Here is a 17035-nt window from a genome sequence, read left to right as displayed (position 1 = left end):
GTTCGTTATACGGGTTCGGTACAAATCCATCTTCATCTACAGTTGATCTGACATCTAGACTTCTTGGTTGCTCCACATAGTTAAGAGGATCTACAGGTTCCGATTTATTTGAAGTATCCGGTTCTTTCGAAGATTCTCGCGTTTATAACGATAGGTAAGACTTTGATTCTATCTCCATCTTTTCCCCCGTTCCAAACCGTACGTGCGACTATAACGATAGGTAAGACTTTGATTCTATCTCCATCTTTTCCCCCGTTCCACACTGTACGTGCGAGTTTCCCCGCATACAGCGTTCCATCGTTATTGTCTAGACCTCTTTTTACTCAATCTAAGAAAATTGTTTTATATTACTAAACTAGTTTTTTATTTTATGAAATAGCTTCTAAATTAGCCAGTTTTCGAAGTTCATTGATTTTCTTAACCTGTTCATCGTTCAACCGTAGTAAGTCTAGGTATTTATTTATCGTTTCCATTTTTGTAGCGTGAATTAGTTTGTGAACCTCGTTTATTATTAGCGTTAGGTTCTTATAGGAGTCATCCTTAGTTTTAGACCACGGCACTTTGTGGTGACAATGCATTTCATCTAAAATAAGTTCCTCTCTTGTAATAGCACACTTTCCATGTTGCGCAACGAATAGCGATATGCGGTTGTCGTTAAATTCTACGCTTGCACGCTCGTTTACGACTGGATGTTCTCGTAACCATTGTACTTTCCATTCTGGAACGGCTTGTTGATTTTTGTGAATCAGTGCTCTTCCTTTTGATGAGTACTTATTAATAGCTACGTTCTTATTGGTTGCATTTTTCGTTTGAACGTACCCTACGGGTATTATGGGTCGTTTCATTAGGTAACGCATCATGGACGATTTTGTATAACTTTTAATACCTTTATCAAGACCGTTGTAAGTTCCTTGTGAGGTAAAACCTTTGTCACGAAGGCGATTATACATAGTAATTAACATTTGGAATTGTACTGGTGCTAAGTCTTTACAGACCTGCGTTGCTATTTTGTAATAGTTGTGTATCCCAATTACTTTACTATTGTATAGTGCAATTGCCTTAACAGTTTCATTACTATTTGGTTGTTTTTGAATAAGTTTTATTTGTTCCTTTAATTGTCTTTTAACTTGATAGATTGCTTTAGGCGCAACATGTGAGTGACAAACCCACTTGTTTGATTTCAACTCCATTTTCATGGTGAAACCAAGAAATTCACTGTCTTCTTTTTTGAGGTTAGTAATTCTCGATTTTTCCATTGATATAGGAAGTCTTAATCGTTCCTGTAGCCACATTTGACTGGCTTTGAAGATTCTGTGAGCATCATTTCTTGTTCGGCAGAAGATTTTAAAGTCATCTGCATAGCGTACTAAGTATATTTCTTTTAGTTTCGTAGATTTTCGCAACTTTCTATATTCGTTACCTCGGTGTCGTTCTCCATTTTTGCTGTACATTGGTTTTATTTCTGAGCATTCTCTTTCTTCCCATTGATTTACTATCCACCAATCAAATTCGTTTAGGTAGATATTTGCCAGTATGGGTGATAGGATGCCTCCTTGTGGTGTTCCTTTTGTTGGATGTACAGTTTTTCCGTTTGGTAATACTATAGGAGCTTTCAACATTTTCCTGATAATAACTAGAAGTTGTTTGTCACGAATCCCTAATGTCCATAGCTGACGCATTAATTTTGTGTGATGTACTTCATCAAAGAACCCTTGTATGTCGATGTCAACTACATATTGCATGTGACCTTGATTGATACGGGTTGCACAATCAGCAATGGCATGTTCAGCAGAACGATTAGGTCTAAATCCGTAGCTATGTTTATTAAATTTTGCTTCACATATCGGTTCAAGTATTTGTAGCACACACTGTTGCACAATCCTATCCCACATTGACGGAATCCCTAATGGTCTTACTTTACCATTAGGTTTTGGGATTTCGACTCTTTTTACTTTGCGTGGTTGATATCTCACGAATCTTTTCTTAACAATTTTCAGGAAGTCATTCTGACTTAATTTTTCAATATCCTTGATTGTAACTTTGTCAACACCAGCTGTTAAGCTCCCCCCGTTACGCTTGATATTTCTGTAAGCGAGAAGAATATTTTCATCTGATGTGATGATGCTCATTAGTTTAGTAAAGTTTTGACCTTTTGTACTATTCGAATATAAGTTATCAAACGTATCTGTCATACCGTAGTATTCCGCGTGTCTTATATTCCTATTTTTAAGGTTTTGATTTGCATTTTCCTTCATGGTTTATCACGCTCCCTTTTGGTTCCGTGACCTTTTAAGTCATACTAGAATCCACGAGCGATTGAGTTGAATTGTCTAAATCAATAACGACTTGTGGCTATTGCTCCGCCTCCATTACAGAGGTTTCTCAGCTCATGCCACTACTCTCACTAAGATAAAAGAAAGTTATCGACTTATCGTCGTTTCCTTTCCACCGTTTCATCGAGTGTGTCCTCTCCACGTTCCTAGCTTTCGACGTTCCCTTAACCTTATCAGTGCTTTAACTTAGGTGCTGACTATAACCCTATGTCCATTTCCAACGCCTGTAACGTTGCACGAAGTTTCATAGATGAAATTCTTACTCCACCGCAGGACATGACTAATCTAGTTAGCCTCCAATATTTCTATTGGTTTATGCTTCAGGGTTTTACATTCGCCAGTTCGTCAGTGCTCTCGCACATACTCACCATATTAAGCTTTTTCCGACTCCCGACATATCATCTACATACGTTACCTCTAACGCACTTTCGGTTTCGTTTTTGTGAAAACGGCTACGATAGATTTCTGCCGACCTCTCCGAGCTTCATACCATTTCTATTTACACATTAGAAATCGCATGTCGGGGTATTAGAGCGAGCGTTTCAAGGCGTTACCCTATCATTCCACTCGTCAAGTTAAGAGTTCATAACTTCTTTTCGACTTCTATTCTTAAACAGAATTTAGTCTGTTCGAAATCATGCGTAATCTTTTCAATTACGAACGTCTCGCACTTCACCGCATACGGCTTTCCATCTAATTAGGACTTAACTTATAATCTCAACTAAATTACTTTCTCTACGAAATTTATTTAATTTGTCTAGTTGTTTTCTAGTCAAGTTAAAAGAGTTTAAGTATTTTTCAATCGTTTCTGTTTGCGTTGCGTGTATTAACACATGAATTCCCTTGTGAACTATAGTTAGATTTTTGAATTCGTCAGTTCCACCTAATACTTTCGGTTTAATGTGATGGCAGTGTAAATCTTCCGCTGTCAGAAAGATACCTAACACACTACACTTTCCCTTTTGCATTGAGTATCTTGACATCTTATTGTCTACGTATTCAGTGTTCTGATTATTCATTTCTCTAGCCATCTTCATAAGGTTATGTGTGACTGATTGTTCTAGGTTTTTATAAATGCTTTTTCTTCCTTCTTCTGTATAGTCACAAATACTCTGTGTGAAATTCATAACAGTTTTTGTCCTAATATCATCTATAGGAAAGAGATAAGTACCAGAAACTTTATACGTTAGATTTCTACGAGTATATAGTGATTTATATAATTCCGAAGGATTTTTTGGTTTTACTTTCTGGGCAATACTTTTCAAACGATTGAACAGTGTCGATTTAACATGATAAGATATTTTACAAAAATCAATCGTTACTTGTGTAGCACATCGGTAATAATTTTGTATACCTAAAACGTAAAGGTTATATCTTATTACGTTTCGGACGTTATTGGTTTTACCGATTGTTTTTATAAGTTCTTTTAGATTTTTGTTAATCTTCTCTTTTGCTTTGTCACTAACATTTGTATCAGCTACGTATTTCCCTCTAGTCTTTCTAGCTTTTATTTTAAAACCTAGAAAGTCCGATCCCTTTTTACGGATATTAGTTATTTTAGATTTGCCTTTAGCGCAATTCAGTTTGAGATTATCATTAAGGTACTTTTTGACTCCATGATATGCTTTCTTGGCTGTTTCGTACTCTCTGGTGAATATCTTGAAGTCATCTGCATATCTGACAATAAACATTTCCTTCATATTGCTTGATTCCTTTAATGCTCTATACTTTTTACCAATTTCTGAATATGTGTGCCTTGTTTCGAATGTCTCCCATTGACTACTTATCCACCAGTCTAAATCATTTAATACAACATTACTTAGTAAGGGACTTAAGATGCCTCCTTGTGGAGTTCCTTTATTTGTAATACCTATTCCCTTAACTGGAGCTTTTAGCATTTTATTGACAATAGTTAGGACTCTTTTGTCCTTAACCCCAATGTTGTGCAGCTGTTTTATTAATTTTCGGTGGTTTACGTTGTCAAAGAATCCTTCAATATCGATATCAACAATGTAGTGTAACTTGGCAATATTGATTAACGATTGACACCTTGCTATAGCGTGGTTTGCGCTTCTATTTGGTCTAAATCCGTAACTATGGTTATGGAATTTCGCTTCACAAATCGGTTCGAGAACTTGTTTAAAACATTGCTGTATTATCCTGTCTCTAATTGTTGGAATCCCTAATGGTCGCTTTGTTCCATTTGGTTTCGGAATTTCAACTCTTCTTATTGGTTGGGGCGTATAGTCAAAGATTGATTTTCTTATGAGTTCAACGAACTCATCGTCATTCATCTCTTTGAATTTCATTATTGTTTCCCCATCAGTTCCAGCTGTCATCGAACCGTTGTTAGTTTTGATATTTCTATATGCAAGGAGAATATTGTTTTTCCTCGTAATTATGTCTAATAGATTGATGCCTTTTGTGTTATTACATCTACTGCTCTCATATAACATGTCGAATGTTTCTTGCATGTTATAGTATTCGTTATTTCGTAGTTTCGTACTCACCGATAGATTCCCCATACTAGAGAAATTTGGTTCCTATCATCTTACTCGACACTGTGAGTTTCATTTATTTTGAGATTACTTACATTAAGTTTTATAAGTTAACTAATTAGACTAAAGGCTGTCCCTCCATGTTCATTACAAACACTTCAACGGTCGTGCCTTCGCTCTCACAACAATAAAAGACTTTAATATACTTGCGTAATTTATATGTCTACCATCGTGGTTATAGCCACTTTTGCGATGTTTGTTGCTTTCCACGTTCCGTATAAACTAGCTGTACATGTATATTTAGGTGCTTGCTATAGCCCTGTTGTGTTATAACGTCATTGTTCGCTATCCCGAATTTCATAACTTCGAATCTTACTTTTCGGTACACAACCCTACTTTTTGTAGTCATTACACTTTCGTGTAATCCCCTGCTCTAGAGCCGTACATTCGCAAGTTCGTCAGTCTTTTATTGGACATTCTCACCATGTATACTTTTTAGCCACCCGACATATTAGACACCATATTTACTTATTAAGTAAACTTAGGTATCCTTCTGCCGACTTTACCTAACTTCCCACCCTAATCCCTATAAAGATTAGTAGCAGTAAGGAGTATCAGTGGAGATGTTTCAAACAAACATGACTGTTATCATTCCATCTCTCGTTTATACAGTTGTTGCTCACTCGAAAGTGAACCCTCAACGTTCCTGATTGTCTAGCTATCAAGCTATATTTTCAGTTAGGTTGAAACGTGTCGTACCAAAATGAAGATGAACTCCTGTTACTTGGCCGGTTTCTCCCATCTCTCCCAATTTTGTTCCTTTTGAAACTTCTTCATTTTTCTTTACGCTTGGCTTTTTCCTCATATGTGCATATCTCGTCTGAACCCAATCATTTTTTCTTAGCTTATGATTAATATATACTACGAAACCATAACTACTACTACGTTCAGAACGAATAACCGTTCCGTGATAAGCTGCAACTATTTTGTCTCCTGGAACTCCTCTTTTCACGGGGGCAATGTCTAGTCCAGCATGCAATACTTTCTTTCCAGTGTGTGGATCTTTTCGATATCCAAAATCACTATTAATTTTACTGGAGTCTGGGACTGGCCATTTGAACGGATACGTACCAGGATCTTCTCTGTTAGGTTCTAATCGGGCATGTGCTGAAGAAATTACTGTAAGAATAGATGCAACCGTAAGAATACTTACAATAAGTTTTTTCTTTTTCAAATTCTAATGACCTCTTTCCATAAATACTAACAGTAAAGATTAATAATGTAAATATTTTACATTATTAATCAGAATGTTTTTGTTCAAGACATTCTCTCTAATTTTAACAGTACAGAAGAAGCTCTATTTCTCTTTCCTTTCAATTTGTTAATTGTCTACCGTTTCGCAAGGAATCTATAGTCCTGATGTTAGTAATTTTCTTTTTAATTATTTCATAAAGAAACATAGGAACGTTCTGAGTTGAAATAATACCTTTGGCTACCACCAAGTATTAAATAACATCAAGAATGCTGCTCAACACTTAAGGGGGGAGTCTAAACCTTCTAATTTCTAGAAAAGTCTCTGTGAATGTCTGTAAATCCGAATTATGTTGTCTAGTTAGCTGTGCGTTAATGTTTCACAATTGGACGTTCCTCATTGAGCGGTTGAGGGCGTCCATTTAGTCTTTCATCACGCATCACCTCCTCCAAAATTATCTTATATTCTTTTTCCTGTTCAACTAATGAATGACATCTATATGTTTCAAAAAGTGTTACGCAGCGTATAAATTTCTTACTACTATTCATGACTGTAGATAAAGTGAGACATCGTAAAGTTTCAGCTATCCCCTTCTGAAAGCATTCATTTTTAAATTGGTAAATAGCTAATTGATACCTAAACTGAAGATGTTGATCTACATTGGTTGAGTCATGATAATTATGGAAATAAGCTATTTCTTCTGAAAACTTGTCCAGTATGTCATCCACAGTAAGTCTATGCTTATTAGCCGCTTCCATAATTGCTAATAACCCAGATAATATCTTTATAGGGTGGTTTTTAAGAAATGTAATGTAATCAGCAAGAACATGTGTATTCCCTTTAAGAAGATCTAGTCTATACATGTTTTCCATGGCCATCAGCTTAAAATACTCAACTTCTGCTCTCCCTTTCTCGTCAAGTAGTTCAAACCAGCTAAGATCTGCATATCTTGAAACTAATTCTTCTGCTTTTTCGTAATACCCTTGCTTTTCCATAGAAACCGCCTTTAACAGATAGGCATGTCCAAAATATACAACTAAACTGTTTTTAAGTTTAAACTGCTTGCCCCTTTTTCTTGTGTCTTTTTGTTCCCTTGATAATTCATTGTAAATTGAATGGGCTAGTTCTAACAATTCTTCAGCTGATTTGCTTACCTCCTCCCAGCTTTGCAATAATCGATAATAGCTAGTTAATCGTAAAAGGGCCTCTAGTTGATATTCTGATGATAACTTTTTTCGAAAAGGTTCAAAGTTAACAATAGCTTGCCAGAGTGTCTTATTATTCGTTTTCTCTGCCGATTGAAATAACCGATATTGGCTCATAACTATTCTTTTGGAAAGGATATTATCTTGATTATCAACAACCAATTTATAAAAATAAGCAGATTCCTTTTGTTTTCCCTTGTCAAATAGCTGTTCAGCTATATCAAAGAGAAAATTGATGTTATTAGGGTCTTCCAACAACTTTGGAATTACCATCTGTATGCAGTCATACCTTCCTAATTCTGCACATTGAACCAAATAGGGTTTAACTCGTCGTTTCGCAATCTTTCCTCCTCGAAAGCATTCTTCAACATATAAATCGTACAACCACCCGATAGGCTTTCCAAAAACTTGTCCAATCGCATTTAATTGGTCAATTGTTAGTTCCCTATTCTCATTTCCTTTCAAGAATCCACATAGATGACCGACATTGATATGGGTTAATTTACTAAGTTTACTAAGCGTATAATTATATGATTTGATAAGATTTTCTATTTCTGCCTGAATTGGACGAATTACAGGCTGCTTTTGAGTAGCCATGTAAAAGCACTCCTATGATTTATTTTTTTATCTTTGACCAATTATCTTTTTGAGTTTCATTATGATCAGTAGTTCTCGAAGTCGTGTCTTTTTTCTTTTCGCGACGAGGTGTTACATCAATAGGGTCTGAACCTTCACTCCATACCAACATGATATATTCCTCCTAATGGAACCAAATTCATTGTCTCTCTAGATGTTTGGAGAGTTTTTGGAAAGCAACAATGTACTCATCTAGTTGCTGACTTATTTGTTGTACTGCCGGATGTAAAAATGAACCTTTTTTTAAATAAAGTTCTTCTAACTCTTTGCGGAGGACTTCTATAAGCTTCTGTAAATCGTTTTCTTTCAGTAAATTCTCTACTCTCCCTGTTCTTGAATTAGCCGTAGAGATTTCCTGAGTCATATTATTCGTTGCCAATGTTGAAGGCGTTCCAATAAGTTCTGAGACCTTCGGAACACCCTTCGTTAGTAATAAAATGCAAAGGCCGATAACATCCCCCTCCTCCCTTCTCTCTGTGGATTATTTTACCATCTGTCCCGCGATTTCCGGTTTTTAGCGATATGCGCAACGGCTAAATATTTTTCGACAAAATGGAATCTAATCATAGCTATAGATAGAAAAATAATATTCAAGATATATGGCATTTTTTCAATAAATAATTTCTAAATTATATGATAAAAAATGTATAATGAAATTCATCAAACCGGATGGAATTAATACCTTTTTTTGTTTTGGTTCCAAATTTATACTGGTGTATATAGATTAAATTGCGTTAGCTGCTTTAGGAATCAAGAAAATATTTAAAAGAAAAAAGATAATGCAATGTTTGTTTAATAGTTCAAAATGCTTTACTACTAGATCAATTGGGTAGTAAAAGGATATCTTATATATAAAAAATTGGAGAGCAAGACACCAAAAGCTCATTGAACCCAATATCTGGTTTTTATATTTTTTCATAGATTGATTAGAAGATTTTTAATATTTTGTTTCACATCAGTCTTGCTATCCTCTTAGTGCTCACATGTTTCTAAGGTATTTAGGTAAGTTGACTAGTTTATTACCGTCACTTTTATGATAAGCCTGTGTTTTTAAAAAAAAAGAACGCTTAGCGCGTTCTATTGGAGCAAAATGTATGATGTATTGTTAACCTTGGGGATCGTCAACATATACTTTAATACTACTGTAATCTACATGATTATCTAAGTTACTAGAAATTGAAAATGTAAAAAAAGAACTACATAATACCAGCGAAGTAGTCATGAGAATGGCTAAGTATTTTTTCATCTTTACTCCCCTTTCCGTCACCATTTTTTACTATATTATACACTTCTTTCATTTTATTCAAAAGCCCCAAATTTATTACTTTACCTTGTTCACAATGATGTCCATAAATCTTTTCAGAACAATCCATAATCCCCTCACGATCACTAATTTTGCAGTAGTAATTCATACTTTGAAGGTATGATTCCATTCCCTTTTCAAACAACCCTCGATTCACAAAGTACATACCTTTGTATTTGAAGTATTTTCCTAACTCAGAAAATTTGTAGGTTGTAATAATCTTAACCAATGTGTTTTTTTCCTCTTGTTCAAAGATTTGTTGAAGGGAATCAGTATCATTAATTGTAAATAACGCTTCTATCAGTTCATTAACCCTGTGTATACGGTTATTGTCTGTCGCTTCTTCCACACACTCCTTCAAGAGTGGAATTGCTTCGTCATATTCCCCTTTTTTTGATAATATGACAGAACGAAAAGTTTTAGTACGCTCAACTATAAAGCTGTAACCTAATTTCTCATACATCTCAAGGTGCTCTTCCAAATTTGAAAAGTCATTTATTCGAAAATAAGAATTACAAATCGCTAATGCAACTCGCTCTTTCCTCTCATTATTCGTTTTGTCTTCAGAATGTCCCACCTTACCAAGCTCGATACATTTCTCGTATTTCTTTATACCGTGTGCGAGAAATGCCATCTCATAATAAAAGTTTATCCGTTCCTTTTGGCTCAAGAAATCTGTGTAATGTAAAATTTCTTCTCCCTCTTTAAATGTTTCTTCTACCCTATTTAGATCCTGGATGTCAATTAAGTATTTACTTAATAACCCTTTAGCTACATACTTTGGGATTCCATGTTGTCTAGCATATTTGATAATGAAATTGTAAAGTATCAATCTTACATCTTCATTAGAAATTGTTTCGGTAAAGTTATGGAGACGCTCTATAGCGGTATATGTATCTTCATTAGAAGAGATAAGAAGCTTTTGAGCTAGAGATGGTATCACCTCAAATTCTTTGATTTCAATCGCTTCTAAAATAAGTTTTTCTAATGCGTCAATTCGGATTTCTGTCTCCGCGTAATACTCGAAAATATCTTTATATGGTAGATCCATGACATCTGATATGGCTTTAATTGTTTTCAATTCAGGTCGTTTGGTTTCTCCACTTTCTAGTCTTGCGAGTATACTTTTACTAACACCAGATACTCTGCCAAGTTCAGAAATGCTCATGCCCATTTGTTCACGTTTTATTCTTATTAGATCCCCCACAGCTGTGAAATTTAGACTGCCTTCCATATTAATCCCCTTTCTTATTTTATGAAACATGACATTTCTTTAAACTTTAGCTTGAATGTATATTTTTGTAAATGAAAATAAATAATTACATGCTCATTTTTTGTAAAAGTAAAATTTGATGCCTAATCTCACGATAATATGGTAAAAAATAAAGACCGCGATTAACTCACGGCCTATGTATTCTCCTTCATCTTTTCATTCCATTTAATAGTGTCAATGCTTGCCACTACTTAAAAGAAGATATATGTGTTGCCCTTAAGGTAGCATTTCCGTTATGATCTTAGATCTTACCCCCAAAACGCTATATAATGAGTGTTTAAAATACTATTTATTTATCTCATAGGCAGCATAAGCTGCACATGATCTTCCCTATCCTCATACTGAATAACAACTGGCAGCAAAGGGCCTGCCATTCGTATAATAACCTCTTCTTTTTCATTCAAAGCTTTAAGTGCTCTATACAAAAAGTTTCTATTTAATTTTATAGATATAGAGTCTCCTGACAATTTGGTACACTCCATGACTTCCTCAGCACTCCCTACTCCTGACTCAACAGACGTAAGAGAGACAGTAGAATCGTTAAGAATTTGTATTTTAATGAGAGGATTTTTACCACCATTAAATACGTTGCAACCATCGAGTGCTTTTATCAACTCGAGTCTATTGATTTTTATTTCTGTAGTGAATTTTTCTGGGATTATTTTTGAGGTGTTTGGATAAACACCTTCAAGGGTACGTGAAATAAATGTAGTATTCCCAAAACTAATAAGCACAGATGTTCCATTTGTATATATCGAAGCATCGCTTTCGTTAAGTATTTTCTCTAATTCCATTAGTGACTTCCCTGGAAAAACGAAATCAATTGTATCTTTATCTCCTGTAACCTCCGTTCTTCTTCTCGCAAGCCTATGTGCATCTGTAGATTCAATTATTAGCTCTTCGTTTTCATAAACCCAACGTTCCCCTGTTATAATAGGTCTTATTTCAGATGTACTAATTGCGAAGATTGTATCAGATATTATCTCCTTTAATTTGTTCGAAGAGATAACAAATCCCTTTTCATAATCCCCAGTAGTTTCTACTCCTGGAAAAACAGGAAAGTCTTTAGAGGAATATCCATTTAAATCATGTTTTGATACGCGTTTTTTTGATTTTTTCGACTCCGCATAAATGACCGCTTTATTATCTTCATCAATCTCAATACTCATCCATTCTTGTCTAAAATTTGAAGTAATTTGGGTTAAATGCTTTTCTGGTAATACTATGCTTCCAGACTCTTGTACATTAATTTGGAGTTCTCCATCAGTCTCACAAGGAATAAAATGTCTGATAGCAAATATTTCATTATATCCTGTCAGGTATATTCCTTCTGATTCAGCAACTATCAATATCCCCTTCAAGACATCTCGTTTTGGGGTAGACGAAACTGCTTTATTAACTATAGAAATTGCCTTATAAAGAGCTACCTTCTTTATCTCGATTTTCACTTAAAATTTCTCCTTTCATCTCAAAAAATTGATTATAAGTTTCAATTTTTTGAATGCCCGTTTTTATAACATTCCTATACAACAGAAAAATGTATGTTTTTTTACAAATACCCTTTCCTTTTCAAGAGCATAACCATTACATCACTAATTAAAATTGTTAATGATCCTGATAGAGAAATTAAAAAGAGCCTTTTGAAATACATTAATATCCCTCTTCTTCATTTTTAAATTCTCAAAAAGCAAAAAAGCCCATTTGCAAAGAGAGAATTCAATAATGAATTCACTACTCAGCAAATGAGCTTAAATGTTTTGAGTCTGCACACAAATAAGTGGCCAAAAAAAACAACAATCTTTCTGGATATTATATATTCTATAGAACTTTTGTGCAAACAATAAATGACAATACGATAGCATTTTGTTATAATCTGGTCTGGGAACTTTCTTCTCCTTTCACATGCCCGTAAAAGAATGAAGAATTATCTCCCTAGGGATCTGCTTTTTAGCAGGTCTTTTTTTGTTGGCTAGTAAATAAAGAAGAATTGGTTTTTGATATATTATTATGGATTGTTATATAATTTTAAGTAAAAAGAGGTATTTACATGGCTGTTCATTATAATGATGTGTTAGTTAAAACTATTGAGCAATCTTCTTTATCGGACTTTCAAAAACAATATTTTTCTATAACACAAATTCAGGAACTACTTCAAGTTAAATCTCGGTTACAAGCGGAAACTTACATACTTCCTAAAGAAATGAAATTAGTAGAAATGTTTTATATTCCCGAGAAAAAAAATCAAAAGGATTGCCACATAGAAACCAAGCAACTTAAAAATCGGTATTATGTTCCAAAGGACGTTTGGACCGAATTTCTTATTGAGGAAGAATGGGCTAAAAGAATTTCTAGAAAAATAATAGAAAGATTTTCTTTTGTAATAGGTAACGGTAACAAGATTAGACACATTCTCGTTGTGAAGGAAAATGAGATTCAGCTTGAGGCCGATGATATGATAAATTTATTAAGTAGCTGGCCTAAACGGAATCGTATTGAGTTATTACAACGAAAAGATAACAGTGGGGATTTCAAAACAATTTCAAAACCAGCTTCTATTTATAATTTGTGCGATCAACTAATAATGAAATCCCCTATTACAAATAACGTTCTAACTTACTTGAATATAGACCAGGTAAAATGGATATCTCAAACCGATCTTTTCAAAAACTGCTTTGTAGTTGATTATCATGATGCTGCTAGCCAGATGGACAGTACATCTAAGTTTAATTTCTACTTAGAACTATTACTTCAAGACGATCAGTATAACGATGAATCTATCAATTCATCCAATGTAAGAGAAAATATTCAGTTGCTGACAACTACAAGAAGCTTAGAAGAATACCTGTTTACTTTATCTAGTGTTCAAACTAAGGTAGAACAAGCTCTTACCATAAATGAATTACTCAAAGCTTATAATAACTACTTATCTTTGTTAGAATTCCACCGTGGTGACTCCATGCAAAACTTATCTTTTTCAAAAGAGGTTATTAATACTTTGTACGATAGCTTCTCCCCTGCTTATAAATTAAATCACTCACTTAATATAGGGATACCAGAAGAATACTTCATGAAATTTGACCCAATCGTCTTTGAATATATATGTTCGTATATTAAATCAAAATTATCCCTTCTAACATCTAAAGAGATAAAAGTGGTAATTAGTAACTAAATAATATAACGCTAAGAGAGATACTACTTGCAAGAAGTATCTCTCCCTTATCTCCCCCTCCCCCGTCCTAGGCGCCATCCTGACTCACTAGCTCATTGGTGATCGGCCCAGCTTCGTCAAAGTTGCTAGGCAAAAATCTTCTCCCTTTTCCTTGACGGCTCCCTTTACTTACCCAGCTGCTTCTAAAAAATTTGATGGAATTTTTACTGTGGAACAGAGTCAAAATGATTTGTTATAGTCCTAATTAGAGCGCGGTGTTTTTCATTAGTTTTTTCGCTTTTTCACATACTAGTCTTTCCCATTTTTCTCTCTTTGCTTTATAATCCGAATTCGAAGGATTTGGTGCCTTGGGTAAATCATAGAAGAAACAATTTAAATGGGCCTCAATTTTACTATCGGAAAAAGTAACTCTTACATCATGTGTTTTAAATTCCCGCACGCAAATAATGCATTTGTTTATCATTCATTTACTCTCCCTTTGTTGTGTTTCTGAGATGAGATTTCAAATGCAATATAGCATGTTATTCAGCTTTAAAATATATCCAAATATTACCGTTTTATAATGATTAAAGTTTATTGCAAGTTTTCGATAACTTTTTACTGAAGTTGATATAAAAAGACGTATATTTATTATGGAATCTTCCTATTATCTTTTTAATACCAATAATTACCGATAATTATGTTGTTTTGAAAGCAGTTTCCTAAATGCTTACGAAAGAATTCAAAAAGAAGTCGATAAAGGAAAGCTTGGATTTAAACGCAAGTATGTAAGATGTTAGAATCAGCCTCGAATTGCGGACGATCTTCAATTATCCAGGGGCATTGATACAACAAGGATCTATCGCTATTTTTGTTGAATTCCTTAAATTAACGGTGCAGGATAGTTGAAGATCAATTACGGTGAACCCTATCATAAGTAGGTTAAATTATTTAGTAGAAATTGAATTTTTTATTGAACACGGAGCAGTTTATTCCTTAAACCATTATGAGTAAAAACAATAAGGGGGAAACAAATATGACAAAGAGAAATAAAGAGTTGTCACTAGAACAACGTGAGGAACTACTCGGAACTTTGAAAGCCCGTTTTGAGAAAAACATGAACCGCCATAAGGGTCTTGAATGGGCTAAAGTACAAGCTAAGCTTGAAGCTAATACTGAAAAACTGTGGTCGCTCAATGAAATGGAAGGAACTGGCGGTGAACCGGATGTTGTTGGCCATGATAAAAAGACGGGCGAATACATTTTTTATGATTGTTCAGCGGAAAGTCCTAAAGGTCGCAGAAGCGTTTGTTACGACAGTGAAGCACTGGAGTCAAGGAAAAAACACAAACCAGAAAATAACGTTATTGATATGGTAACTACCATGGGCATTGAACTGTTAACGGAAGAACAATACCGGGAGCTGCAGAAACTTGAAAATTTCGATATGAAAACGTCGAGCTGGGTGCAAACACCTGCTAATATTAGAAAACTCGGTGGGGCGATCTTTTGTGATCGTCGCTACGACACTGTCTTTGTGTACCACAATGGAGCAGAATCCTACTATGCTGCAAGGGGCTTCCGTGGCTCGCTAAGGGTCTAAATTTTGCATAAACAGCTAAATTTGAATTTGAGAACGGATCACCTGGGGAAAGGCTTTAATTTCATTCTCCAACTATCGGGTGCTTTAGTGGAATAAGGAGGATCAAATAATCAATCTTTTTTATAAAAGAATAGGTCTTGAAATTAAAGGAAAGCCAACGTTTTGAAGTTATTTCCAATCAAACTTTATTATAAATCAACATCTGTCTAAAATAAAGAAAAAGCCAACCGTTAGAAAATATATGGTTGGCTTTATTTTGATTAATAGTTAATATTGCGGTTTCCAGGTGTAGGATTTTATATCCACTATTAGGATATTTCTAATTTAGAACGTTGATAAATTAAAGGTTTAATCGAAAGATCTGTTCCGCTCTTTACAAGATATTATTTGGCCCTATTATCTCCTACCCCAAAAATATTGAAAAGAATACTACACTGCTTTTAACTTTCAAGAGTTTCCTCTGAATAAAAACCTTCTTCCAACAAGACCTTTTGAATTGCAATAGGAATATTATCAATCTCTACCTCATTGCAAGTGTTTTGACCCAATATTTGTAGTGATACTCGTTGATTACTAAACGTTTTATAATATAAAGATGTGTATTCATGTGCTTTTGTATCATTTATGAGTCTATAATATCTGCCTCTATATAAATGTTTCACTTTTTCCTCTTTGTATTTTTCCATTAGGACCTCCTAATAAAAAGTAAGACGTTTTTTATTAGAACTATTATTTGAACACATTATACCACAGTCAACTTAAAGTATTATATAGATCAAGCGAAAGGAAGCTAAATTTTTTAAATAAAGAACGTCTGAACATTCCGTCAGGGTAAGCTGGAATCTGGCATACTAGAAACATGTATATAGAGGTGCCCGACATACTGCTAGACTTTTTTCTAGAGTATAAATACACTTCATTACCACCAATCAGACTGATAAATTCACATGGTGTCGAAGGGCCTATACACTTGATGTGCCTACTAGTGCCAATCATCTCAATCACACGTATTACGGTTTAATATAGAAAAGATCAAAGGGCCATCTTTTAGAGTTAGCCCTTTTCCTAATTCATTACCATAAATCAAGATTGTCATACTCTCTTAAAATGTTCATAATTACTCAATTAACTAAATAGGAGTCATAGACAGTACAAATAGTTTGATGAAAATATTCCTTTTACTCAACCGTTACTGAATCAATCCCTATGTATTGGGTTTCCGTAAGCTCTACGGAAGCGATATTTAAGTAAACATAGCAACAACTATTGAAATGGATACCTTGGATATTGATTAGAAAGGCATAAATTTTCTTTCTAAAATTTAAAACAAAAAGTTATTTTTAAGCTTGCTCGTCTTGGCTTGGATATCTCTTTTCGTTAAATTTATAAACAGTAATACCCAAAAATACAATCATAGCAGCAAAGAAGAAAATGATCTTAGAATCATCACTAAAATTTTCAAAAAGTGCTGATTGAATTATTACAATATCGGACAAGCAAACAATTAAAAAAGTTTTTATGGCTTCCCAAACATTATGTTTTACTTTGTTCTTAAAAAAGAAAAGACCTGCAACTAAAACGATAGCTTCAAATATAAGAATCATAAGAGCCCTCCTAAATATATAGATAGGAATATTATGATCCAGAATAATTATTTATTCAAATTATATTATTCTGGCACTTCCATTATTCTTCTACTTATTGATAGACGATTAGGAGAGAATTATCCTACTAATTATGCTTTGTTTTTTTCTATTATAACCCCGTTAGCGTAGGAGATGATT

Annotated in this window: 12 protein-coding genes and 1 pseudogene; 3 read left to right on the top strand and 10 right to left on the bottom strand. The window is 34.3% G+C overall.

Features of this window, described 5'->3' with window-relative positions; genetic code table 11:
* Positions 1 to 368: 368 nt before the first annotated feature.
* From ltrA (O0550_RS13540) to dnaN, 8 genes are all read right to left on the bottom strand, one after another.
* Complete coding sequence (gene ltrA / locus O0550_RS13540) at positions 369 to 2255, bottom strand: group II intron reverse transcriptase/maturase (protein WP_258426611.1); 1887 nt, start codon at positions 2253 to 2255, stop codon at positions 369 to 371.
* Positions 2256 to 3037: 782 nt separating this feature from the next.
* The gene (ltrA, locus tag O0550_RS13535; RefSeq protein WP_258426610.1) at positions 3038 to 4843 is read right to left on the bottom strand and encodes a group II intron reverse transcriptase/maturase; all 1806 of its coding nucleotides are present in this window, start codon (positions 4841 to 4843) and stop codon (positions 3038 to 3040) included.
* A gap of 709 nt (positions 4844 to 5552) precedes the next feature.
* Complete coding sequence (locus tag O0550_RS13530; protein ID WP_258426609.1) at positions 5553 to 6065, bottom strand: M23 family metallopeptidase; 513 nt, start codon at positions 6063 to 6065, stop codon at positions 5553 to 5555.
* Positions 6066 to 6454: 389 nt separating this feature from the next.
* Complete coding sequence (locus tag O0550_RS13525; protein WP_258426608.1) at positions 6455 to 7885, bottom strand: DNA-binding protein; 1431 nt, start codon at positions 7883 to 7885, stop codon at positions 6455 to 6457.
* A 19-nt stretch (positions 7886 to 7904) separates the two neighbouring features.
* The gene (locus O0550_RS13520) at positions 7905 to 8036 is read right to left on the bottom strand and encodes a hypothetical protein (RefSeq protein ID WP_258426607.1); all 132 of its coding nucleotides are present in this window, start codon (positions 8034 to 8036) and stop codon (positions 7905 to 7907) included.
* A 27-nt stretch (positions 8037 to 8063) separates the two neighbouring features.
* A complete protein-coding gene (locus O0550_RS13515; RefSeq protein ID WP_258426617.1) occupies positions 8064 to 8288 on the bottom strand; it encodes an aspartyl-phosphate phosphatase Spo0E family protein in 225 nt (74 codons plus the stop codon).
* Positions 8289 to 9120: 832 nt separating this feature from the next.
* Entirely contained in the window at positions 9121 to 10461 is a 1341-nt protein-coding gene (locus tag O0550_RS13510; RefSeq protein ID WP_258426606.1) for a helix-turn-helix domain-containing protein, read from the bottom strand.
* A 332-nt stretch (positions 10462 to 10793) separates the two neighbouring features.
* Positions 10794 to 11948 (bottom strand): DNA polymerase III subunit beta, encoded by a 1155-nt coding sequence (dnaN, locus tag O0550_RS13505; RefSeq protein ID WP_258426605.1) that lies wholly within the window; start codon positions 11946 to 11948, stop codon positions 10794 to 10796.
* Between the two features lie 599 nt (positions 11949 to 12547).
* Between dnaN and O0550_RS13500 the strand changes: the two genes are divergently transcribed.
* The 3 genes and pseudogenes from O0550_RS13500 (at position 12548) to O0550_RS13490 (ending at position 15251) form a co-directional block, all read left to right on the top strand.
* On the top strand, positions 12548 to 13669 hold the full coding sequence (locus tag O0550_RS13500; RefSeq protein WP_258426604.1) for a hypothetical protein: 1122 nt from the start codon (positions 12548 to 12550) through the stop codon (positions 13667 to 13669).
* Between the two features lie 689 nt (positions 13670 to 14358).
* Positions 14359 to 14448, top strand: a pseudogene (locus tag O0550_RS13495) (DNA alkylation repair protein); the annotation flags it as partial.
* Positions 14449 to 14684: 236 nt separating this feature from the next.
* Positions 14685 to 15251, top strand: a complete 567-nt coding sequence (locus tag O0550_RS13490; protein WP_258426603.1) for a DUF4256 domain-containing protein — start codon at positions 14685 to 14687, stop codon at positions 15249 to 15251.
* A 440-nt stretch (positions 15252 to 15691) separates the two neighbouring features.
* Here O0550_RS13490 and O0550_RS13485 read toward each other — a convergent pair whose 3' ends face one another.
* Both O0550_RS13485 and O0550_RS13480 read right to left on the bottom strand, forming a co-directional pair.
* The gene (locus O0550_RS13485; RefSeq protein WP_003336370.1) at positions 15692 to 15937 is read right to left on the bottom strand and encodes a hypothetical protein; all 246 of its coding nucleotides are present in this window, start codon (positions 15935 to 15937) and stop codon (positions 15692 to 15694) included.
* Between the two features lie 654 nt (positions 15938 to 16591).
* Positions 16592 to 16855 (bottom strand): hypothetical protein, encoded by a 264-nt coding sequence (locus O0550_RS13480; protein WP_258426602.1) that lies wholly within the window; start codon positions 16853 to 16855, stop codon positions 16592 to 16594.
* Positions 16856 to 17035: the final 180 nt, after the last annotated feature.

The organism is Brevibacillus halotolerans (assembly GCF_026891775.1).
GTDB classification, from domain to species: domain Bacteria; phylum Bacillota; class Bacilli; order Brevibacillales; family Brevibacillaceae; genus Brevibacillus_B; species Brevibacillus_B halotolerans.
Note: the sequence above shows the minus strand (reverse complement) of the source record. Positions and strands in the feature narration are given on the sequence as shown.

Excerpts from the sequence above, each read along its gene's own strand:
- ltrA (WP_258426611.1), bottom strand. The coding sequence starts at position 2,255 with ATGAAGGAAAATGCAAATCAAAACCTTAAAAATAGGAATATAAGACAC.
- O0550_RS13480 (WP_258426602.1), bottom strand. The coding sequence starts at position 16,855 with ATGATTCTTATATTTGAAGCTATCGTTTTAGTTGCAGGTCTTTTCTTT.
- O0550_RS13515 (WP_258426617.1), bottom strand. The coding sequence starts at position 8,288 with ATGACTCAGGAAATCTCTACGGCTAATTCAAGAACAGGGAGAGTAGAG.
- O0550_RS13490 (WP_258426603.1), top strand. The coding sequence starts at position 14,685 with ATGACAAAGAGAAATAAAGAGTTGTCACTAGAACAACGTGAGGAACTA.
- O0550_RS13500 (WP_258426604.1), top strand. The coding sequence starts at position 12,548 with ATGGCTGTTCATTATAATGATGTGTTAGTTAAAACTATTGAGCAATCT.
- O0550_RS13510 (WP_258426606.1), bottom strand. The coding sequence starts at position 10,461 with ATGGAAGGCAGTCTAAATTTCACAGCTGTGGGGGATCTAATAAGAATA.
- O0550_RS13485 (WP_003336370.1), bottom strand. The coding sequence starts at position 15,937 with ATGGAAAAATACAAAGAGGAAAAAGTGAAACATTTATATAGAGGCAGA.
- O0550_RS13520 (WP_258426607.1), bottom strand. The coding sequence starts at position 8,036 with ATGTTGGTATGGAGTGAAGGTTCAGACCCTATTGATGTAACACCTCGT.
- O0550_RS13525 (WP_258426608.1), bottom strand. The coding sequence starts at position 7,885 with ATGGCTACTCAAAAGCAGCCTGTAATTCGTCCAATTCAGGCAGAAATA.